19 protein-coding genes are annotated in these 16143 nt (G+C 75.5%); 14 read left to right on the forward strand and 5 right to left on the reverse strand.

Annotated elements, in window-relative coordinates:
• Positions 1–6: 6 nt before the first annotated feature.
• Positions 7–651: a 2-phospho-L-lactate guanylyltransferase gene (cofC, locus tag ACI78T_RS09760; protein ID WP_456557897.1), complete on the reverse strand. Its 645-nt coding sequence runs from the start codon at positions 649–651 to the stop codon at positions 7–9.
• 118 nt (positions 652–769) lie between these two features.
• Between cofC and ACI78T_RS09765 the strand changes: the two genes are divergently transcribed.
• The 3 genes from ACI78T_RS09765 to ACI78T_RS09775 all read left to right on the forward strand — a co-directional run bounded on the left by ACI78T_RS09765 (position 770) and on the right by ACI78T_RS09775 (position 3805).
• Positions 770–1603 (forward strand): lysophospholipid acyltransferase family protein, encoded by an 834-nt coding sequence (locus ACI78T_RS09765; protein ID WP_456557898.1) that lies wholly within the window; start codon positions 770–772, stop codon positions 1601–1603.
• A complete protein-coding gene (locus ACI78T_RS09770; protein WP_456557899.1) occupies positions 1600–2595 on the forward strand; it encodes an NAD(P)H-dependent glycerol-3-phosphate dehydrogenase in 996 nt (331 codons plus the stop codon). The genes ACI78T_RS09765 and ACI78T_RS09770 overlap by 4 nt, the downstream gene beginning before the upstream one ends.
• A 73-nt stretch (positions 2596–2668) precedes the next feature.
• Positions 2669–3805 carry a cystathionine gamma-lyase gene (locus tag ACI78T_RS09775; RefSeq protein ID WP_456557900.1) on the forward strand — a complete coding sequence of 379 codons (1137 nt, stop codon included), beginning with the start codon at positions 2669–2671 and terminating at the stop codon, positions 3803–3805.
• On the opposite strand, the gene ACI78T_RS09780 is transcribed toward ACI78T_RS09775, so the two are convergent.
• The gene (locus ACI78T_RS09780; RefSeq protein WP_456557901.1) at positions 3779–4594 is read right to left on the reverse strand and encodes a CDP-alcohol phosphatidyltransferase family protein; all 816 of its coding nucleotides are present in this window, start codon (positions 4592–4594) and stop codon (positions 3779–3781) included. The genes ACI78T_RS09775 and ACI78T_RS09780 overlap by 27 nt on opposite strands.
• A 50-nt stretch (positions 4595–4644) precedes the next feature.
• Between ACI78T_RS09780 and ACI78T_RS09785 the strand changes: the two genes are divergently transcribed.
• Together ACI78T_RS09785 and ACI78T_RS09790 are read left to right on the forward strand one after the other, a co-directional pair.
• Positions 4645–5802, forward strand: coding sequence for a D-alanine--D-alanine ligase family protein (locus ACI78T_RS09785; RefSeq protein WP_456557991.1), 1158 nt, complete (start codon positions 4645–4647; stop codon positions 5800–5802).
• The gene (locus ACI78T_RS09790; RefSeq protein ID WP_456557902.1) at positions 5799–6464 is read left to right on the forward strand and encodes a hypothetical protein; all 666 of its coding nucleotides are present in this window, start codon (positions 5799–5801) and stop codon (positions 6462–6464) included. The genes ACI78T_RS09785 and ACI78T_RS09790 overlap by 4 nt, the downstream gene beginning before the upstream one ends.
• Before the next feature lie 7 nt (positions 6465–6471).
• On the opposite strand, the gene ACI78T_RS09795 is transcribed toward ACI78T_RS09790, so the two are convergent.
• Positions 6472–7086 carry a DUF3515 domain-containing protein gene (locus ACI78T_RS09795; RefSeq protein WP_456557903.1) on the reverse strand — a complete coding sequence of 205 codons (615 nt, stop codon included), beginning with the start codon at positions 7084–7086 and terminating at the stop codon, positions 6472–6474.
• Positions 7087–7320 carry an Lrp/AsnC family transcriptional regulator gene (locus tag ACI78T_RS09800; RefSeq protein WP_456557904.1) on the reverse strand — a complete coding sequence of 78 codons (234 nt, stop codon included), beginning with the start codon at positions 7318–7320 and terminating at the stop codon, positions 7087–7089. It lies immediately after the preceding gene.
• Positions 7321–7412: 92 nt separating this feature from the next.
• Between ACI78T_RS09800 and ACI78T_RS09805 the strand changes: the two genes are divergently transcribed.
• The 4 genes from ACI78T_RS09805 to ACI78T_RS09820 are packed head-to-tail and all read left to right on the forward strand — an operon-like array spanning position 7413 to position 10167.
• Positions 7413–8450 carry a thiamine-phosphate kinase gene (locus ACI78T_RS09805; RefSeq protein WP_456557905.1) on the forward strand — a complete coding sequence of 346 codons (1038 nt, stop codon included), beginning with the start codon at positions 7413–7415 and terminating at the stop codon, positions 8448–8450.
• A complete protein-coding gene (locus ACI78T_RS09810) occupies positions 8434–8958 on the forward strand; it encodes a GNAT family N-acetyltransferase (protein WP_456557906.1) in 525 nt (174 codons plus the stop codon). The genes ACI78T_RS09805 and ACI78T_RS09810 overlap by 17 nt, the downstream gene beginning before the upstream one ends.
• Positions 8946–9575 carry a cytidylate kinase-like family protein gene (locus ACI78T_RS09815; protein ID WP_456557907.1) on the forward strand — a complete coding sequence of 210 codons (630 nt, stop codon included), beginning with the start codon at positions 8946–8948 and terminating at the stop codon, positions 9573–9575. Before ACI78T_RS09810 ends, ACI78T_RS09815 begins: the two co-directional genes overlap by 13 nt.
• Before the next feature lie 28 nt (positions 9576–9603).
• Complete coding sequence (locus ACI78T_RS09820; protein ID WP_456557908.1) at positions 9604–10167, forward strand: mycothiol transferase; 564 nt, start codon at positions 9604–9606, stop codon at positions 10165–10167.
• 67 nt (positions 10168–10234) lie between these two features.
• Here the strand turns inward: ACI78T_RS09820 and rpmB are convergent, their stop codons facing one another.
• Complete coding sequence (gene rpmB, locus ACI78T_RS09825) at positions 10235–10477, reverse strand: 50S ribosomal protein L28 (protein ID WP_456557909.1); 243 nt, start codon at positions 10475–10477, stop codon at positions 10235–10237.
• Positions 10478–10597: 120 nt separating this feature from the next.
• Here rpmB and ACI78T_RS09830 point away from each other — a divergent pair, with 120 nt between their 5' ends.
• Genes ACI78T_RS09830 through ACI78T_RS09850 form a run of 5 tightly spaced genes read left to right on the forward strand, consistent with a single transcriptional unit; the run spans position 10598 to position 16124 of the window.
• Entirely contained in the window at positions 10598–12208 is a 1611-nt protein-coding gene (locus ACI78T_RS09830; protein WP_456557910.1) for a DAK2 domain-containing protein, read from the forward strand.
• Between the two features lie 4 nt (positions 12209–12212).
• Positions 12213–14402: an ATP-dependent DNA helicase RecG gene (recG, locus tag ACI78T_RS09835; RefSeq protein ID WP_456557911.1), complete on the forward strand. Its 2190-nt coding sequence runs from the start codon at positions 12213–12215 to the stop codon at positions 14400–14402.
• Positions 14399–14953 (forward strand): 16S rRNA (guanine(966)-N(2))-methyltransferase RsmD, encoded by a 555-nt coding sequence (rsmD, locus tag ACI78T_RS09840; RefSeq protein ID WP_456557912.1) that lies wholly within the window; start codon positions 14399–14401, stop codon positions 14951–14953. The genes recG and rsmD overlap by 4 nt, the downstream gene beginning before the upstream one ends.
• A complete protein-coding gene (coaD, locus tag ACI78T_RS09845) occupies positions 14950–15438 on the forward strand; it encodes a pantetheine-phosphate adenylyltransferase (protein ID WP_456557913.1) in 489 nt (162 codons plus the stop codon). Before rsmD ends, coaD begins: the two co-directional genes overlap by 4 nt.
• Positions 15435–16124: a hypothetical protein gene (locus tag ACI78T_RS09850; protein ID WP_456557914.1), complete on the forward strand. Its 690-nt coding sequence runs from the start codon at positions 15435–15437 to the stop codon at positions 16122–16124. The genes coaD and ACI78T_RS09850 overlap by 4 nt, the downstream gene beginning before the upstream one ends.
• Positions 16125–16143: the final 19 nt, after the last annotated feature.

Consider the following 16143-nt stretch of genomic DNA (forward strand, 5'->3'; position numbering starts at 1 on the left):
GAGTGATCAACTGCGCGGAGCCGGGCCCGCGAGCCGCGCCACCGACGCGGTCGTCCGCGGCCCCGCGCCCAGCCGCACGGCGGCCCGCAGGTCGGCCTCGGTGTCGACGTCCCGCACGAGTCCGGGCCAGGCGCCGGTCAGCGCGACGGCGCCCACGGCGAGGTGCGCCGCGGCCGAGCCGGGGCCGAAGCGCGGGCGCAGGTCGGTGCCGACGGCGGTCAGCAGGGTGGTGCCCGTCCCCTGGGCGTCCGCGACGAACGCGCGCGGCGCGGCGGCAGCCGCCGCGAGGGCGGCGGCGAGCTCCTCGGGCCGCAGCGCGGGCAGGTCCGACGACAGGGCGGCCACCGCCGGCCCGGGGGCGTTGCGCGCCCCGTGCTCGAGGGCGGCGTTGAGCCCCCGGTCGGGCTCGTCGGGGACCGTGCGGGCGCCCAGGTCGCGGACGAGGGCCGCCGCGGCCGGCTCGTCGGTCACCACCACGACGGTGCCGACGGCGGCGCAGGCCGCCGCGGCGGCCACCGTGTCCGCGAGGAGGGCCAGCACGAGGTCCCGGTGGGCGGCCGGTGCGTCGTCCCGGTCGGCGGTGAGCGGCCGGAGGCGGGTCTTGGCGACGTCCAGCCGCTTGGCGGGGACGACGACCGACCAGCTGCGCACGGCCCCATGTGAGCACACCGGCGGGCCGGCGCCGCACGGACGGGGGACCCGGTGCGCGGCGGACGGGCGTACAGGGTCGATCATGGGCAGGATCACACGGGACGAGGGGAGGCGGCCGATGGACCAGACGTCCTCGGGCGGCGCAGGGGCCGGCAGCGCGGCGGCGGTCGTCCGGCCGGGCGGGCGCCGACCGCCGAAGTGGCGCACCCGCGGCCGGATGTCCTACGGGATGGTCGCCGCGGTGGTGGTCATCTACCCCGTCTCCGCGCTGATGTTCCGCCTGCGGTACCGGCACGGCGAGCGGATCCCGGTGACCGGGCCGGTCCTGCTGGTCGCCAACCACGTGTCCGTCCTCGACCCGCTCGCCTGCGCGCGGCTGGTGTTCGACAACGGCCGGCTCCCGCACTTCCTGGCCAAGCAGTCGGTGTTCAAGGGGTACGCGGGCACGTTGCTGCGCAGCGCGGGGCAGATCCCGGTGGCCCGGTACAGCGCCGACGCGCACGGCGCGCTCGACGCGGCGAAGGCCGATCTGGATGCCGGCAACGTCGTGGTCATCTACCCCGAGGGGTCGGTGACCCGCGACCCGGACTGGTGGCCGATGCAGGCCCGGACGGGCGTCGCGCGGCTGGCGCTGACCACGGACGCCGTGGTCGTCCCGGTCGCCCAGTGGGGCCCGCAGAAGGTGCACGACTACCACAGCAAGAAGCTGCACCTGCGGCTCCGGGCGCCGGCCGAGTACCTGGTCGGGGAGCCGGTCGACCTGTCGGCCCAGCGGGCCGCGGTACGGGAGGGCAAGCCGTTGAGCGTGGACCTGCTGAGGGAGACGACGGACCTGATCATGACCCGGGTCCGCGACCAGCTCGCCGAGCTGCGGGAGGAGCCCGCCCCGCTCACCTTCCACGCCCGCCCGCGGCGGGAGCTGCCCGGCGACCTGTCCGGGAGCGCCGCGTGACGCGCGCGGCGGTCCTCGGGGCCGGCTCCTGGGGCACCACCTTCGCCAAGGTGCTCGCCGACGCCGGCTGCGACGTGATGCTGCACGCCCGCCGTCCCGAGCTGGCCAAGTCGATCACCGAGGACGGCGAGAACCGCGACTACCTGCCGGGCGTGCGGCTGCCCGGCGCCGTGCGGGCCACCGCCGACCCGGCCGAGGCGCTGCTCGACGCCGACGTGGTGGTCCTCGCCGTGCCGTCGCAGTCGCTGCGCGACAACTTGACCGCCTGGTCCGCCCTGCTGCCCGCCGACGCCACGCTGCTGTCGCTGATGAAGGGCATCGAGCTCGGCTCCACCAAGCGCATGAGCGAGGTCATCTGCGAGGTGACCGGCGCCGGGACCGACCGCGTCGCGGTGCTGTCGGGCCCCAACCTGGCCCGCGAGATCGCCGAGGAGCAGCCGGCGGCCACCGTCATCGCCTGCCCCGACACGGAGCGCGCGCGGCGGCTCCAGGCGGCCTGCCACACGCCGTACTTCCGGCCCTACACGAACCCCGACATGGTCGGCTGCGAGCTCGGGGGCGCGGTCAAGAACGTCATCGCGCTCGCCTGCGGCGTCGCGGAGGGGCTCGGCTTCGGCGACAACACCCGCGCCTCCCTCATCACCCGCGGCCTGGCCGAGACCGCCCGCCTGGGCATGGCCCTCGGGGCCGAGCTGACGACCTTCGCCGGCCTCGCGGGTCTCGGCGACCTCGTGGCCACCTGCAGCTCGCCGCTGTCCCGCAACCGCACCTTCGGCGAGAAGCTGGGGCGCGGCATGACGGTCGCCGAGGTGCAGGAGAGCACCCGGCAGACGGCGGAGGGCGTGAAGAGCTGCCGGTCGGTGCTCGACCTCGCCCGCGCGCACGGCATCGACGTCCCGATCACCGAGGCGGTCGTGCGCGTCTGCCACGAGGGCGAGGCGCCGGCGCAGATGGTGAAGGAGATCATGTCGCGCGAGGCCAAGCCCGAATGAGCGGACAGGGGCGTGAGCATCGCAGCGAGGCACGAGCGAGGAGCGGAGCGCCCCGCGGGAGCGAAGGGGAACGGTGACGGCGCACTCCTGGGGTGACGGCACGCGATCGGTCCGGGCGGGGGAGGGCAGCCCGGTCGCGGGCGCGCCGCTGCGCCCGTCCCCGGTCTTCGCCGCCCCCTTCCATCTCGCCGACCTGCCGCCGCGGGCCAACGGGGCGGACGCCTACGCCCGCACCGAGCAGCCCACGCTGCGCGAGTTCGAGGCCGCTGTCGGCGAGCTCGACGGAGGCCGCTGCCTGTCCTTCGCCACCGGCATGGCGGCCCTCACCGCCGCCGTCCTGTCGTGCGCCGCGTCCGGTGACCGGGTGGTGCTCCCGTCGGACGGCTACTACACGACCCGGCTGCTCGCGGCCGAGGAGCTGCAGCGATTCGGCATCGCGGTGGAGTACGTGGCCACCCCGGAGGTCGGCGCGTTCGCCGAGGGCGGCGGCCTGGACGGCGTCCGGCTGGTGCTCCTGGAGACGCCGAGCAACCCGCTGCTGGACGTCTGCGACATCGCGGCGGTCGCCCGCGCCGCGCGGGCGAGCGGCACCCTGGTCGCCGTCGACAACACGACGGCGACTCCGCTGGGGCAGCGCCCGCTCGAGCTGGGCGCGCACATGACCGTCGGCAGCGACACCAAGGCGCTCACCGGGCACAGCGACCTGCTGCTCGGGCACGTGAGCACCGCGGACGACGAGCTGCACGCTCGGGTGAAGGGCTTCCGCGACCGCACCGGCAGCACGCCGGGGCCGTTCGAGGCCTGGCTGGGGCACCGCTCGATGAGCACCCTGGACCTGCGGCTCACCCGGCAGGCGGCCAACGCGGCGGCGGTGGCCGAGGTGCTGGCCGCCTCGCCTGCGGTCGGCGGCGTGCGGTGGCCGTGGCGGCCCGAGGACCCCTCCCACGCCCTCGCGACGGCGCAGATGCTGCGGCCCAACGGGGTCGTGTCCGCCGAGCTCGCCGACGAGGCGGCCGTCGCGCGTCTCCTGGCCGGCACCCGCCTCTGGACGGCGGCCACCAGCTTCGGCGGCGTGCACAGCACCATCGACCGGCGGGCGCAGTGGGGCGGCGACGCGGTCGCCCCGGGCTTCGTGCGGCTGTCGTGCGGCATCGAGGACACCGCCGACCTGGTGGCCGACCTCTCAGTCGCCCTGGCTGCCCTGGACTGACCGCCAGATCCGTCGGGCTCCGCCGCCGCGGGCGGTCAGCCAGATGCTCAGGCCCCAGTAGTAGGCCATGTAGCCCAGCGACACCGCGACCACCCACGGGTTCGGGTCGGGCAGCTGCACGACCAGCACCGCGTAGGTGACGAGCCAGACGAGCGTCAGGGTCAGCGTCAGGGCCTGCAGCGACCGCATGCGGGAGGGGTAGAGGTACCGGATCGGCACGAAGACCAGGACCGCGAAGACCAGGAGCACCACGGTGGTCCAGGCGGCGCCGAGGTCGAGCACGATCACGTAGAAGGCGAGGACGTTCCAGTAGCTCGGCCAGCCCAGGAAGAAGTGGTCGGCCGTCTTCGCGTCGACCCGGCAGAACTGGTAGCACGACGCCAGCAGGGGGATGGCCGCGACCACCGAGCCCGGCACCCCGTCGGGGAGGTACCCGGCCGTCCACAGCAGCACGATCGGGGCGAACACGTAGGTGAGGTAGTCGACGATGTTGTCGAGCAGCGCACCGTCGAACCAGGGGATCGTCTCCTTGACCCGGAAGCGGCGGGCCAGCATGCCGTCGGTGCCGTCGACGAAGAGCGTGGCCAGCCCGAGCCAGAGCGCCGTCTCCACCTCGCCCTCGAACGCCGCGAAGACGATGAGCAGGCCGAGGACCGAGCCGGTGGCCGTGTAGACGTGCACCGCCAGGCCCGCGAGCCGCATGCCCAGGGAGAACCGCTCGTCGGGGTCCACGGCAGGCGTCGTCTCCGAGGCGGAGGGGGCGGCCGCCGCGGCCGCGTCGTCGCGCACGCCGGAAAGGTTGTCACACCGGCTCCACTAGGGTCGCGATGATGAGTGGGATGGCGGGCCATGGCTCGAACAGCACGGGGTCGGGCGGCCGGATTCGGATCGCGGTCGTGTTCGGGGGCCGCAGCGCCGAGCACGCCATCTCCTGCGTCTCGGCGGGCAGCGTGATCGCGGCGCTGGACACCGACCGCTACGAGGTCGTGAAGGTGGGCATCACCCCCGACGGCGGCTGGGTCCTGGCCGATCCCGACCAGAGCCTGGCCATCACCGACGGGAAGCTGCCCGAGGTCACCGGCGGCACCGCCGTCTCCCTCGTGGGGGACCCGGCCGGCCGCGGCCTCGCCGTGCTCGACCCGGGTGCGGCGATCGGGCCGGCGTTCACCGGCGTGGACGTGGTCTTCCCCGTGCTGCACGGCGCCTACGGCGAGGACGGCACCATCCAGGGGCTGCTCGAGATGGCCGGCCTGCCCTACGTCGGGTCCGGCGTGTTCGCCAGCGCCGCCTCGATGGACAAGGAGTTCACCAAGAAGCTCCTGGCCGCCGCCGGGCTGCCGCAGGGCGACCACGTCGTCCTCCGCGACGCCACCGGAGCGATCAGCGCCGATCCCGCGCTGCTGGACGACGCCGCACGCGAGCGGCTGGGGCTGCCGGTCTTCGTCAAGCCGTCGCGGGCCGGCTCGAGCATCGGGATCAGCAAGGTCACCGACTGGGCGCAGTTCCCGGAGGCCGTCGCCACCGCCGCGGCGGTGGACCCGAAGGTGATCGTCGAGGCGTCCGTCCCCGGCCGGGAGATCGAGTGCGGCGTGCTGGCCGGTGTCGACGGTGGCCTGCCCGAGGCGAGCCTGCCGGCGGAGATCCGGCTGCGCCCCGGGGTCGACTGGTACGACTTCTCGGCCAAGTACCTCGACGACTCGGTGGACTTCGACGTCCCGGCCGACCTGACGCCCGAGCAGACCGCCGCGGTGCAGGCGGCGTCGCTGAAGGCGTACCAGGCCATGGACTGCCGGGGCCTGGCCCGGGTCGACTTCTTCCTCGGCACCGGCCCCGACGGCCGCGACCGGCTGGTGATCAACGAGGTGAACACGATGCCCGGTTTCACCCCGATCTCGATGTTCCCGCGCATGTGGGCGGCCAGCGGTGTCAGCTACCCCGAGCTGGTCGACCGGCTGGTGCGGTCGGCACTGGACGGCGGCTCCCGGATCGCTCGGTGAGCCGCGGACGGCGGCCCCGGCCGAACCGGGGCGCCGTCCTGCTCGCCCTCCTCCCGTGCCTGCTGCCGCTCACCGGTTGCACGCGCGCCGTCGACGGCACGCCGACCGCCGGGGACTCCGGGCCGGTGCCGGCGTCCGCCGAGGAGCTCGGCGAGCTGGTCGTCACCAGCGTCGCCTCCGGCCTGCCCCGGCTGCCCGACGACGAGCTGGAGCCGCCTGCGGGCCGCAAGGAGGCGGCCGACGTCGCCGCGTACGCCGACGACCCGGCCCGCGAGCGGGAGGTCCTGGAGGACTACGGCTACCGGTTCGGCTGGGAGCGGTTCTGGGGCGAGGGGCCTGCGGCGATGACGGGCGTGTTCGTCGACCAGTTCGAGGCCCGGGCAGGAGCGGGCGCCTACGCCGCGGACCTCGCGCGCAACGACGCGGAGCACTACGGCGCGGAGCTCGACGAGCAACCGTTCGACCTGCCCGGCGGCTGCCGCCTGCTGTCGGTGGAGGACCCGGAGCCCGGCAGCGGGCTGACCGGGCCGGCGTCGCTGGCCTGGTGCGGCTCCGGCGTCTTCAGCGTCGGGGTGACCGCCGTGGCCCCGTCGGTCGAGGAGGCGGAGGACGAGGTCCGCGCCGTCCTGGCCGAGCAGCTGGACCGGCTCCCGCCGGGGTGATCGCGGATCAGCCGGGCTGGGGCTCCCGGTAGGGCAGCGCCGCCGCGATCTGCGGGGTCAGCGCGGTGACGGGGGCGCTGTCGACCTCGGGCGGCAGGGTGATCTGCACGTAGACCGGCCGGTCGACCGTCGTCCAGACCGTGGCGTCCGGGTCGCTGGTGTCGACGTACCACTGCACGCCGTTGATCTGGATGGCCGAGACCCCGGCGACGTAGCCGGCGGGGCGGTCGACCCCGCAGATCAGCACGGTGGCCGGGTCGCCCCAGGCGTACGCGTACGGGGTTTCCGAGTCGACCCGGCGGGACGGCTCACCGGCCAGCTCCAGCGGCAGCGTGCCCATGAGGGCGGGGCAGGACGCGTCGGCCTCCGGGGTCGCCGGGGGCACCTCGACGGGGAGCACCGGGAGGTCCTCACGCTGCGCCGGGGTGCTGCCGTCGACGGAGGCCGGGCCCCCGCCGTCGTCCGCGGCGTCGGACCCGCCCAGGACGTTCACCAGCACCACCAGCCCCACCACGAGGGGGACCAGGACGGCGGACGCGATCAGGGCGATCCGCCGCAGCGGGTCCTCGGGTGGCCGGGCCGGCGTCGGGACGTCCTCGGTCAGGGCTGCCTCAGCGGGCACTCAGATGTTCACGACCGGGCAGGTCAACGTGCGGGTGATGCCGTCGACCGACTGCACGCGCGCCACCACGAGGCGGCCGAGCTCGTCGACGGAGTCGGCCTCGGCCCGGACGATGACGTCGTAGGGGCCGGTGACATCCTCGGCCTTGGTCACCCCGTCGATCTCGCCGATCGTCGCTGCTACCTGGGCGGCCTTGCCGACTTCGGTCTGGATGAGGATGTAGGCGTGGACCACGGGAAACCTCTCTCGGGCAGCACTGCCGGTTCGTCGTCCCCGCCGGCTGGCGGTCAGTTCGCCGAACCTACCTCAGCACCGGAAGGGAACCGATGACTCGCCCCCGCCCGCTGGTCCCGCGCGGTGACCCGGCCGACACCGTCAAGGTGGTCGGCGAGTTCGGCGTGATCGGCCGCGTGCTGGCCCAGGCGGGCACCGCGCGGGCCGCCCAGGTGGGTCCCGGGGACGACGCCGCCGTGCTGCGCACCCCCGACCGGCGGGTGGTCGCGACGACCGACGTCCTCGTGGAGGGCCGGCACTTCCGGCGGGACTGGTCGTCGGCCGAGGACATCGGGCACAAGGCGGCGGCGGCGAACCTGGCCGACGTGGCGGCCATGGGGGGCGTGGCGACCGCGCTGCTGGTGGGGCTCGCCTGCCCGCCGACCACCCAGACGGCGTGGCTGGAGGGCGTGGCGGCCGGTCTCGCCGCCGAGTGCGCCCCGCTGGGCGCGGCGGTGGTGGGCGGCGACCTCGTCGCCGCGGCCGCCGACAGCGACGCGGTCGTCCTGTCGGTCACGGCGCTGGGCGACCTGGCCGGCCGCCCGCCGGTCCTCCGGTCGGGGGCCCGGCCGGGCGACGTCGTCGCGCTGGCCGGCCGCCTCGGCTGGTCGGCCTGCGGGCTCGCCGTCCTCCGGCGCGGCTTCAGCAGCCCGATCGCGGTCGTCGCCGCGCACCGGCGGCCCACGCCGCCCTACGCGGCCGGTCCGGGCGCGGCGGAGGCGGGCGCGACCGCGATGTGCGACGTGAGCGACGGCCTTCTGGCGGACCTCGGCCACATCGCCGCCGACAGCGAGGTCGTGGTGGACCTCGACCGGGCCGCCGTGGAACGCGCCTGCCTGGACCCGGCCGGCCCGCTGCAGCAGGTCGGGTCGGCGCTCGGCGTCGATCCGCTGGTGTGGGTGCTCACCGGGGGCGAGGACCATGCGCTCGTGGCGACGTTCCCGGCCCGCACGGCCCTGCCCGTCGGGTGGACCCCGATCGGGCGCGTGCGGAAGGGGCGGACTGCCGGCGTGCAGGTGGACGGTGGACCGGCGGCGGACGTCGTCCGGGCGATCGGTGCGGAGGGAGCTGGACATGTCCACTTCGGCTGAGGGGGTGCTGCGCGACGGGACCGTCGCGACGCTGCGCCCCCTGCCCTACGACGACCCGCTGGCGCAGTACCTCGTCGAGGCGGTCCAGCAGGAGTACGTCCTGCGCTACGGCGGCCGGGACGCCGCCGTCGTCGAGCCCGCCGAGTTCCTCCCGCCGCAGGGGTTGTTCCTGGTGGCCGAGGTCGACGGCGCGCCCGCCGGGTGCGGCGCGTGGCGGGCGCTGCCGGACGGCGCGGCGGAGATCAAGCGGGTGTACGTGGAGCCCGGCTTCCGGCGCCGCGGTGTGGCGCGGCTGGTCGTGGCGGCGCTGGAGGAGAGCGCGGCCGCCGCCGGGCACCCGGAGGTGGTGCTGAACTCCGGCCGGGAGCAGCCGGAGGCGCTGGCGCTGTACGCCGACCTCGGCTACCGCCCGGTGCCCGGGTACGGGGTCTACGCGTGCGCGCCGGATGCGGTGTTCCTCGGCAAGCGCCTGGACGGAGCGGAGGAGGAGTCGTCATGGGCGTCGTGACGATCTCGGCGGCCTACGGGGCCGCGGGGGCGGAGATCGCGCCGGCCGTCGCGCAGCGGCTGGGGCTGCCCTTCCACGACCGCGCCATCCCCGCGCAGGTGGCCGGGCGGCTCGGGGTGCCGGTCGAGGAGGCGGAGGCCAACGACGAGACCGTCGTGCGCGGGCTGTGGCGCCTCGTGGCGTCGCTGGGCACCATGCCGGACCCGGTCGGCGGCGTCGTCCCGACCGCCGGGCTGCCCGACGCGCGGGCCTACCGCGAGCAGACGGAGCGGATCCTCGGCGAGATCGCGTCGGTCCACGGGGGAGTGGTCCTGGGCCGCGGGGGCGCGATGGTGCTGCGCGACCGCCCCGACGTCCTGCACGTCCGGCTGGACGGGCCGGCCGACCGGCGCCTGGCGGCGGCGGTCCGGAGGTCGGGCCGGCCGGTCGAGGAGGTGCGCCGGGAGATGGACGCCAGCGACCGGGCGCGGGAGGCCTACGTGCGGCACTTCTACCGCTGCGACCCGGCGGCCGCGCGGCACTACCACCTGGTGGTCGACGCGACGGAGCTGCCGGTCGACGCGGTGGTGGACATCGTCGTCACGGCCGCCCGGGCGCGGGGGATCGGCCGGGACTGAACGGCGGGTCCACCGCTACGGTGCCGCCGTGACCGATCCCGCACGGCCCTGGGAACCGCCGATCGCCGGCAGCGAGACCGAGCACCTCGTGGGTGCCCTCGAGCGGCTGCGGACGACGTTCCGCTGGAAGGCCGACGACCTCGACGCCGCGGGGCTGAGGGCCCGGATCGGAGCCTCGTCGCTCACCCTCGGCGGCCTCCTCAAGCACCTGGCCAGCGTCGAGGACGACGTCTTCACCCGGCGCCTGCGCGGCGAGCGCATCGGTGAGCCGTGGGAGAGCGAGTGGGCCGGAGGGGAGGACTGGGCGTTCACCTCGGCCGCCGACGACGCCCCGGAGAAGCTCTACGCGTACTGGGACGACGCGGTCGCCCGGTCCCGCGCGCGCCTGGGCGCCGCCCTGGCCGAGGGCGGACCGGGCCAGCCCGTCCACCTCACCGGGCCCGACGGGGCGCATGCCAGCCTGCGCCGGCTCCTGTGCGACCTGATCGAGGAGTACGGCCGGCACACCGGCCACGCCGACCTGCTGCGGGAGGCCGTGGACGGCCGCGTCGGGGAGGACCCGCCCGACGGCTGGCGGCCGGCGTCCGGCTGACACCCGGAGACGCGAAGAACCCCGGAGGTCGATGACCTCCGGGGTTCGTCGTGCAGTCAGGCGTGCGTCAGGCGCGGACGACCTTGCCGGCGCGGATGCACGAGGTGCACGCGTTGATCCGGCGACGGTTGCCAGGGGCGATCAGCGCCCGCACGGACTGGATGTTCGGGTTCCAACGGCGCGGCGTGCGGCGGTGCGAGTGCGACACCGACATACCGAAACCGGGCCCCTTGCCACACACATCGCACACGGCAGCCACGGTTGAATCACTCCCAGAGAATCGTTCACAGACGGCGGGGCAAGGCAGCACCCGCAGAAGACCGTCGGCCAGTCTAGCCGTTCTCCGCCGGCCGTGTCGCCGGACCCCCCGGAGCGGTGACCGCCGCCGCGGACCACCGGTCCTGTCGGCTCCTCTGGGTACCCTCCGGCCGTGGTGGAGGCGCTGGACGACACCGCGGTCGGGCAGTGGTACCGGACCGCGGTCGAGGCGCTGTCCGAGTCCCGCGGGCGCCTCGACGACCTCAACGTCTTCCCCGTCCCCGACGGTGACACCGGCACGAACCTGCTGCTGACCGCCCAGGCCGCCGTCGCCGCCCTCGACGCCGAGGGGTCGCGCACCACCGAGCCGGCCTGGTCGGTCCTCGCCCGCGGCGCCGTGCTCGGGGCGCGGGGCAACTCGGGCACGATCCTCGCCCAGCTGCTCCGCGGCCTCGCCGACCAGCTGGCCGGCCAGCCGCCGGCCGACGGGCCGGCCTTCGCGGCGGCGCTGCAGAAGGCCGCCGACGCCGCGTACGGCGCGGTCGCCGACCCGGAGGAGGGCACCTTCCTCACCGTCGCGCGGGCCGGGGCCCAGGCGGCGGGCGCGGCCGTCGACGAGGGCCGCACCGCGCTGGCCGACGTCGTCCGCGCCGCCGCGGACGGTGCGCGGGTCGCCCTGGAGGCCACCCCCGGTCAGCTCGAGGCGCTCCGCGCGGCCGGTGTCGTCGACGCGGGCGGCGCCGGGCTGTGCCTGGTCCTCGACGCGCTGGTGACGACGGTGACCGGCGTCGAGCCGGCGCGGCCCCCGCTGGCCCGCCGCGACCACGGGCACAAGCACCACTCCGGCGAGCACCTGCCGCACCCCCCGCCGGCCGGGCCGGGCAGCGAGGTCCAGTACCTGCTGGCCGACACCGACGAGGAGTCCGTCGCGCGGCTGCAGGAGCGCCTGGCCGCGCTCGGCGACAGCCTGGTCGTCGTCGGCGTCGACACCCCGTCCGGCCGCGAGTGGAACGTGCACGTCCACGTCGCCGACGTCGGAGCCGCGATCGAGGCCGGCATCGAGGTCGGCCGCCCGTACCGCATCTCGGTCACCCCGCTGGCGCCGGTCGCGCCGAGCGCACCCGTTCCCGGCACCCGCGCGGTGATCGCGGTCGTGTCCAGCGACGGTCTCGCCGAGCTGTTCACCGGCGAGGGCGTCCGCGTGGTCGCCTGCGGTCCCGACGGCGTGGGTGAGGACGACGTGCTGGCGGAGGTCCTCGCCTCCGCCGCGCACGAGGTCGTGGTCCTGCCCAACGACGCGGAGCTGCTGCCGGTCGCCGCCCGGGCGGCCACCCGCGCGCGCGAGGCGGGCCGCGACGTCGGCGTCGTCCCCACCCGGTCGCCGGTCCAGGGCCTGGCCGCCATCGCGGTGTCCGACCCGGCACGCCGGTTCGGCGACGACGTCATCGCCATGGCCGAGGCGGCGGCGGCGACCCGGTGGGCGGAGGTGACCGTCGCCGACCAGGAGGCCCTCACCTCGGCGGGGCGCTGCCAGCCGGGCGACGCGCTGGGCTCCGCCGAGGGCGACGTCGTCGTGATCGGCCCCGACCTGGCGGGCGTCGCGTGCGAGCTGCTCGACCGGATGCTCTCGGCCGGCGGCGAGATGGCCACCCTGCTCGTGGGCGAGGACGACGAGCTGGGCGACACCGTCTGCCGGCACCTGGCCACGGCCCACCCCACGATCGAGGTGAGCCGCTACGGCGGGGGGCCCAGCGGCATCCCGCTCCAGGTGGGGGTCGAGTGATCGCATGGCGGTGACCCTCGAGACGCCGCTGAGCCGGGTGCTCGGCCCGAAGACGGCGACGAGCATGGCCGAGCAGCTGTCCCTGCACACCGTGCGCGACCTGCTGCGGCACTACCCGCGCCGGTACGCCAGCCGCGGCGAGCAGGCCGACCTCGCCGACGTGCAGGTGGGCGACCGCGTGACGGTCCTGGCTCAGGTCCGCAGCGTCACCACCCGCCCGATGCGCAACCGCAGGGGCAGCCTCACCGAGGTGGTCGTCGGTGACGGCAGCGGCCGGATGAAGCTGGTGTTCTTCAACCACCGGCACGCCGCGCTCAAGGTGAACGCCTGGGGGATGTTCGCGGGGACGGTCGGGGAGTACCGCGGCGAGAAGCAGTTCGCCCACCCCGACATGCACCTGCTCGACGGCGACACCGGCGACGACGACTGGGCGCGGGCGCTCATCCCGATCTACCCGGCCAGCAAGGACGTCTCCAGCTGGGTCATCCAGAAGTCGCTGAAGCTGCTCCTCGGCCCGCAGGGCAACCTCGCCGGTCTGGTGGAGGACCCGCTGCCCGAGGACATGCGGACCAGGCACGGGATCCTGCCCCTGGCCGCCGCCCTCCTCGACATCCACCGGCCCACCTCCATGGAGGACGTCGAGCGCGCGGCGCACCGGCTCAAGTGGGACGAGGCGCTGGTCCTGCAGCTCACCCTCGCCGCCCGCCGGCGGGCCGCCGCCCTGGAGCCGGGTACCGCGCGGCCGCGCCGGGGCGGTGGGCTGCTCGACGCCGTCGACGCGGCGCTGCCCTTCGCCCTGACCGAGGGCCAGCGGGCGGTGGGGGAGGAGCTGGCCGCGGAGCTCGACCGGGACCAGCCCATGCACCGCCTGCTGCAGGGCGAGGTGGGCTCGGGCAAGACGGTGGTCGCGCTGCGCGCGATGGCCCAGGTCGTCGACGCCGGCGGCCAGGCCGCGCTGCTCGCGCCGACCGAGGTGCTGGCCGCGCAGCACGCCCGCGGGATCCGCGACCTGCTCGGTCCGCTGGGCCGGGCCGGGGAGCTGGACGGCGACCCCGCCGGCACGCGCGTCACCCTGCTGACGGGCTCGCTCAAGGCCGCCGCGAAGCGGGAGGCGCGGGCCGAGGTCGCCGAGGGCCGCGCCGGGATCGTCGTGGGCACGCACGCACTGCTCCAGGAGGGCGTCGACTTCGCCGACCTCGGGCTGGTCGTGGTCGACGAGCAGCACCGCTTCGGGGTCGAGCAGCGCGACGCCCTGCGCGCGAAGGGCAACCGCCCGCCGCACGTCCTGGTCATGACGGCCACCCCCATCCCGCGGACGGTCGCCATGACCGTCTACGGCGACCTCGAGGTGTCGACGCTGCGCCAGCTGCCGAGCGGCCGCGGCGGGGTGTCCAGCTCGGTCGTGCCGGTCGTCGAGAAGCGCGCGTGGCTCGACCGGGCCTGGGAGCGGCTCCGCGAGGAGGTGGCCGACGGCCGGCAGGCCTATGTCGTCTGCCCGCGGATCGGCGACGAGGCAGGGGCCGACGACGAGCCCGAGGACGTCGACGGCGCGCCCGACGACGAGCCCCAGACCGACCGCCGTCCGCCGCTGGCCGTCCTCGACATGTTCGAGCTGCTGCGCAGCGGCCCGCTCGCCGGGCTCCGGCTCGACGTCCTCCACGGGCGGCTCACCCCCGAGGAGAAGGACGCCCGCATGCGCGCCTTCGCCGCGCGGGAGATCGACGTCCTGGTGGCCACGACCGTCGTCGAGGTCGGTGTCGACGTCCCCAACGCGACCGTCATGGTCGTCATGGACGCCGACAGGTTCGGCGTCAGCCAGCTGCACCAGCTGCGCGGCCGGGTCGCGCGGGGCAAGCACCCGGGGCTGTGCCTGCTCGTCACCGAGGCACCGTCGGCCTCGGCGACCGGCCAGCGGCTGGCCGCAGTGGCGTCGACCTCCGACGGCTTCGAGCTGGCCCGCCTCGACCTGGAGACGCGGCGGGAGGGCGACATCCTCGGCGCGGCCCAGTCCGGCAAGCGTTCCGGGGTCCGCCTGCTCTCCCTGCTCGAGGACGAGGAGCTCATCGCCGCCGCCCGCGGCGAGGCGACGGCACTGCTCGAGACCGAGCGCGGCCTGGCCGACCACCCGGGTCTGGCCGCCGAGGTGGCGCGGCTGGCCACCGACGAGCGGGCCGACTACCTGGAGAAGGCGTGACGCGACTCATCTCGGGCTCGGCGGGTGGGCGCCGGCTCAAGGTGCCCAAGGCGGGCGTCCGGCCGACCGGCGACAGGGCCCGCGAGGCGCTGTTCAACGCGCTGGGCCACCTGACCGACCTCCGGGGCGCGGCCGTCCTCGACCTGTACGCGGGCACCGGCGCCCTCGGGCTCGAGGCGCTGTCCCGCGGTGCCTCCACCGTCGTGTTCGTCGAGTCCTCCCCGGCGGTGCTGCCGGTGCTCAAGGAGAACCTCGCCGCCGTCGGCCTGCCGGGCGGGCGGGTGGTCAAGGGCTCGGTGCCGACGGTGGTCGGCGGCGCGCCGCCCGCCCCCTTCGACGTCGTGCTCGCCGACCCGCCGTACGTGACGCCGACGGAGGAGGTGCTCACCGTGCTGGAGTCGCTGGTCCACGGTGGGTGGCTGGCGCCGGAGGCGGTCGTCGTCGTGGAGCGGAGCAGCCGCGAGGAGCCGTGGGAGTGGCCGACACCCCTCGTCGGGTTGCGCGACCGGCGCTACGGAGAGGCCCAGCTCCGGTACGGTCGCTTTCCGTGAGGCGTGCCGTCTGCCCGGGATCCTTCGACCCGGTGACCAACGGGCACGTCGACGTCATCACCCGGGCCGCCGGGCTCTACGACGAGCTGGTCGTCGCCGTCCTGGTGAACCCGGGCAAGGCCGGGCTGTTCAGCGTCACCGAGCGCATGGACCTGCTGCGCGAGTCGGTCGCCGACCTGCCCAACGTCACCGTCGACAGCTTCGAGGGGCTCCTCGTCGACTACTGCCGGGGCCACGACATCCCGGTGATCGTCAAGGGCCTGCGCGCGGTGAGCGACTTCGAGTACGAGCTGCAGATGGCGCAGATGAACCGCGAGCTGGCCGGGATCGAGACCCTCTTCGTGCCCACCGCGCCGCAGGTCGGGCACCTCTCCTCGAGCCTGGTCAAGCAGATCGCCACGTTCGGTGGCGACGTCTCCCGGCTGGTGCCCAAGGTCGTCGACGACCGGCTGCGGGAGCGGACGCGGCGGGACGGCGCGACGTGACGGAGGTCGTCTACCGGCTGTACGAGACCGTCGACGAGCTGACGACGGTCATCGAGAACGCCCGCAGCGTGCCCATGTCGGGCTCGTGCATGGTGCCCCGCGACCACCTGCTGGACCTGCTCGACGACCTGCGCGAGTCGCTGCCCGAGGACGTCCAGGCGGCCGGCGCGATCGTCGAGCAGCGCACCGAGATCCTGCAGCAGGCCCAGGCCGAGGCCGAGCGGCTGACCGGCCGCACCCGCGGCGAGAGCGAGCAGCTGCTGTCCTCCGCGCGGCGCCAGCGCGACGAGCTCCTCGGCACGGCCCGCCGCCAGCGCGACGACATCCTGGCCCAGGCCCAGGCCGACGCGGAGGACATGCTCGCCGAGGCGGAGGCCGAGGCGCAGCGCCTCGTCGCCGAGGCGGTCGCGCACCGCGAGGCGGTGATCGCCGACGCCCAGGCGCAGCACGCCGAGATCCTTGCGGCCGCGCAGGCCGAGCACGAGCGGCTGATCACCGAGACCGAGGTGTACCGGGGTGCGGTCTCCCGCGCCGACGAGCTGGGCGCGCAGGCGCACGCCGAGGCGGCGCACACGCGGGCGGAGGTCGACCAGTACGTCGACAGCCGGCTCGCCGACTTCGAGTCGACGCTCGAGCACATGCTCCACTCGGTCGAGAAGGCACGGACGACGCTGCGCGAACCCTGAGGCGAACCCCGAGGGAGCG

The organism is Blastococcus sp. SYSU D00922, assembly GCF_054050495.1.

Bases quoted from the DNA above. Each gene is read 5' to 3' on its own strand.
- ACI78T_RS09765 (WP_456557898.1), top strand. From the start codon at position 770: ATGGACCAGACGTCCTCGGGCGGCGCAGGGGCCGGCAGCGCGGCGGCG.
- ACI78T_RS09810 (WP_456557906.1), top strand. From the start codon at position 8,434: ATGTCCACTTCGGCTGAGGGGGTGCTGCGCGACGGGACCGTCGCGACG.
- ACI78T_RS09805 (WP_456557905.1), top strand. From the start codon at position 7,413: ATGACTCGCCCCCGCCCGCTGGTCCCGCGCGGTGACCCGGCCGACACC.
- ACI78T_RS09785 (WP_456557991.1), top strand. From the start codon at position 4,645: ATGGCGGGCCATGGCTCGAACAGCACGGGGTCGGGCGGCCGGATTCGG.
- ACI78T_RS09815 (WP_456557907.1), top strand. From the start codon at position 8,946: ATGGGCGTCGTGACGATCTCGGCGGCCTACGGGGCCGCGGGGGCGGAG.
- recG (WP_456557911.1), top strand. From the start codon at position 12,213: ATGGCGGTGACCCTCGAGACGCCGCTGAGCCGGGTGCTCGGCCCGAAG.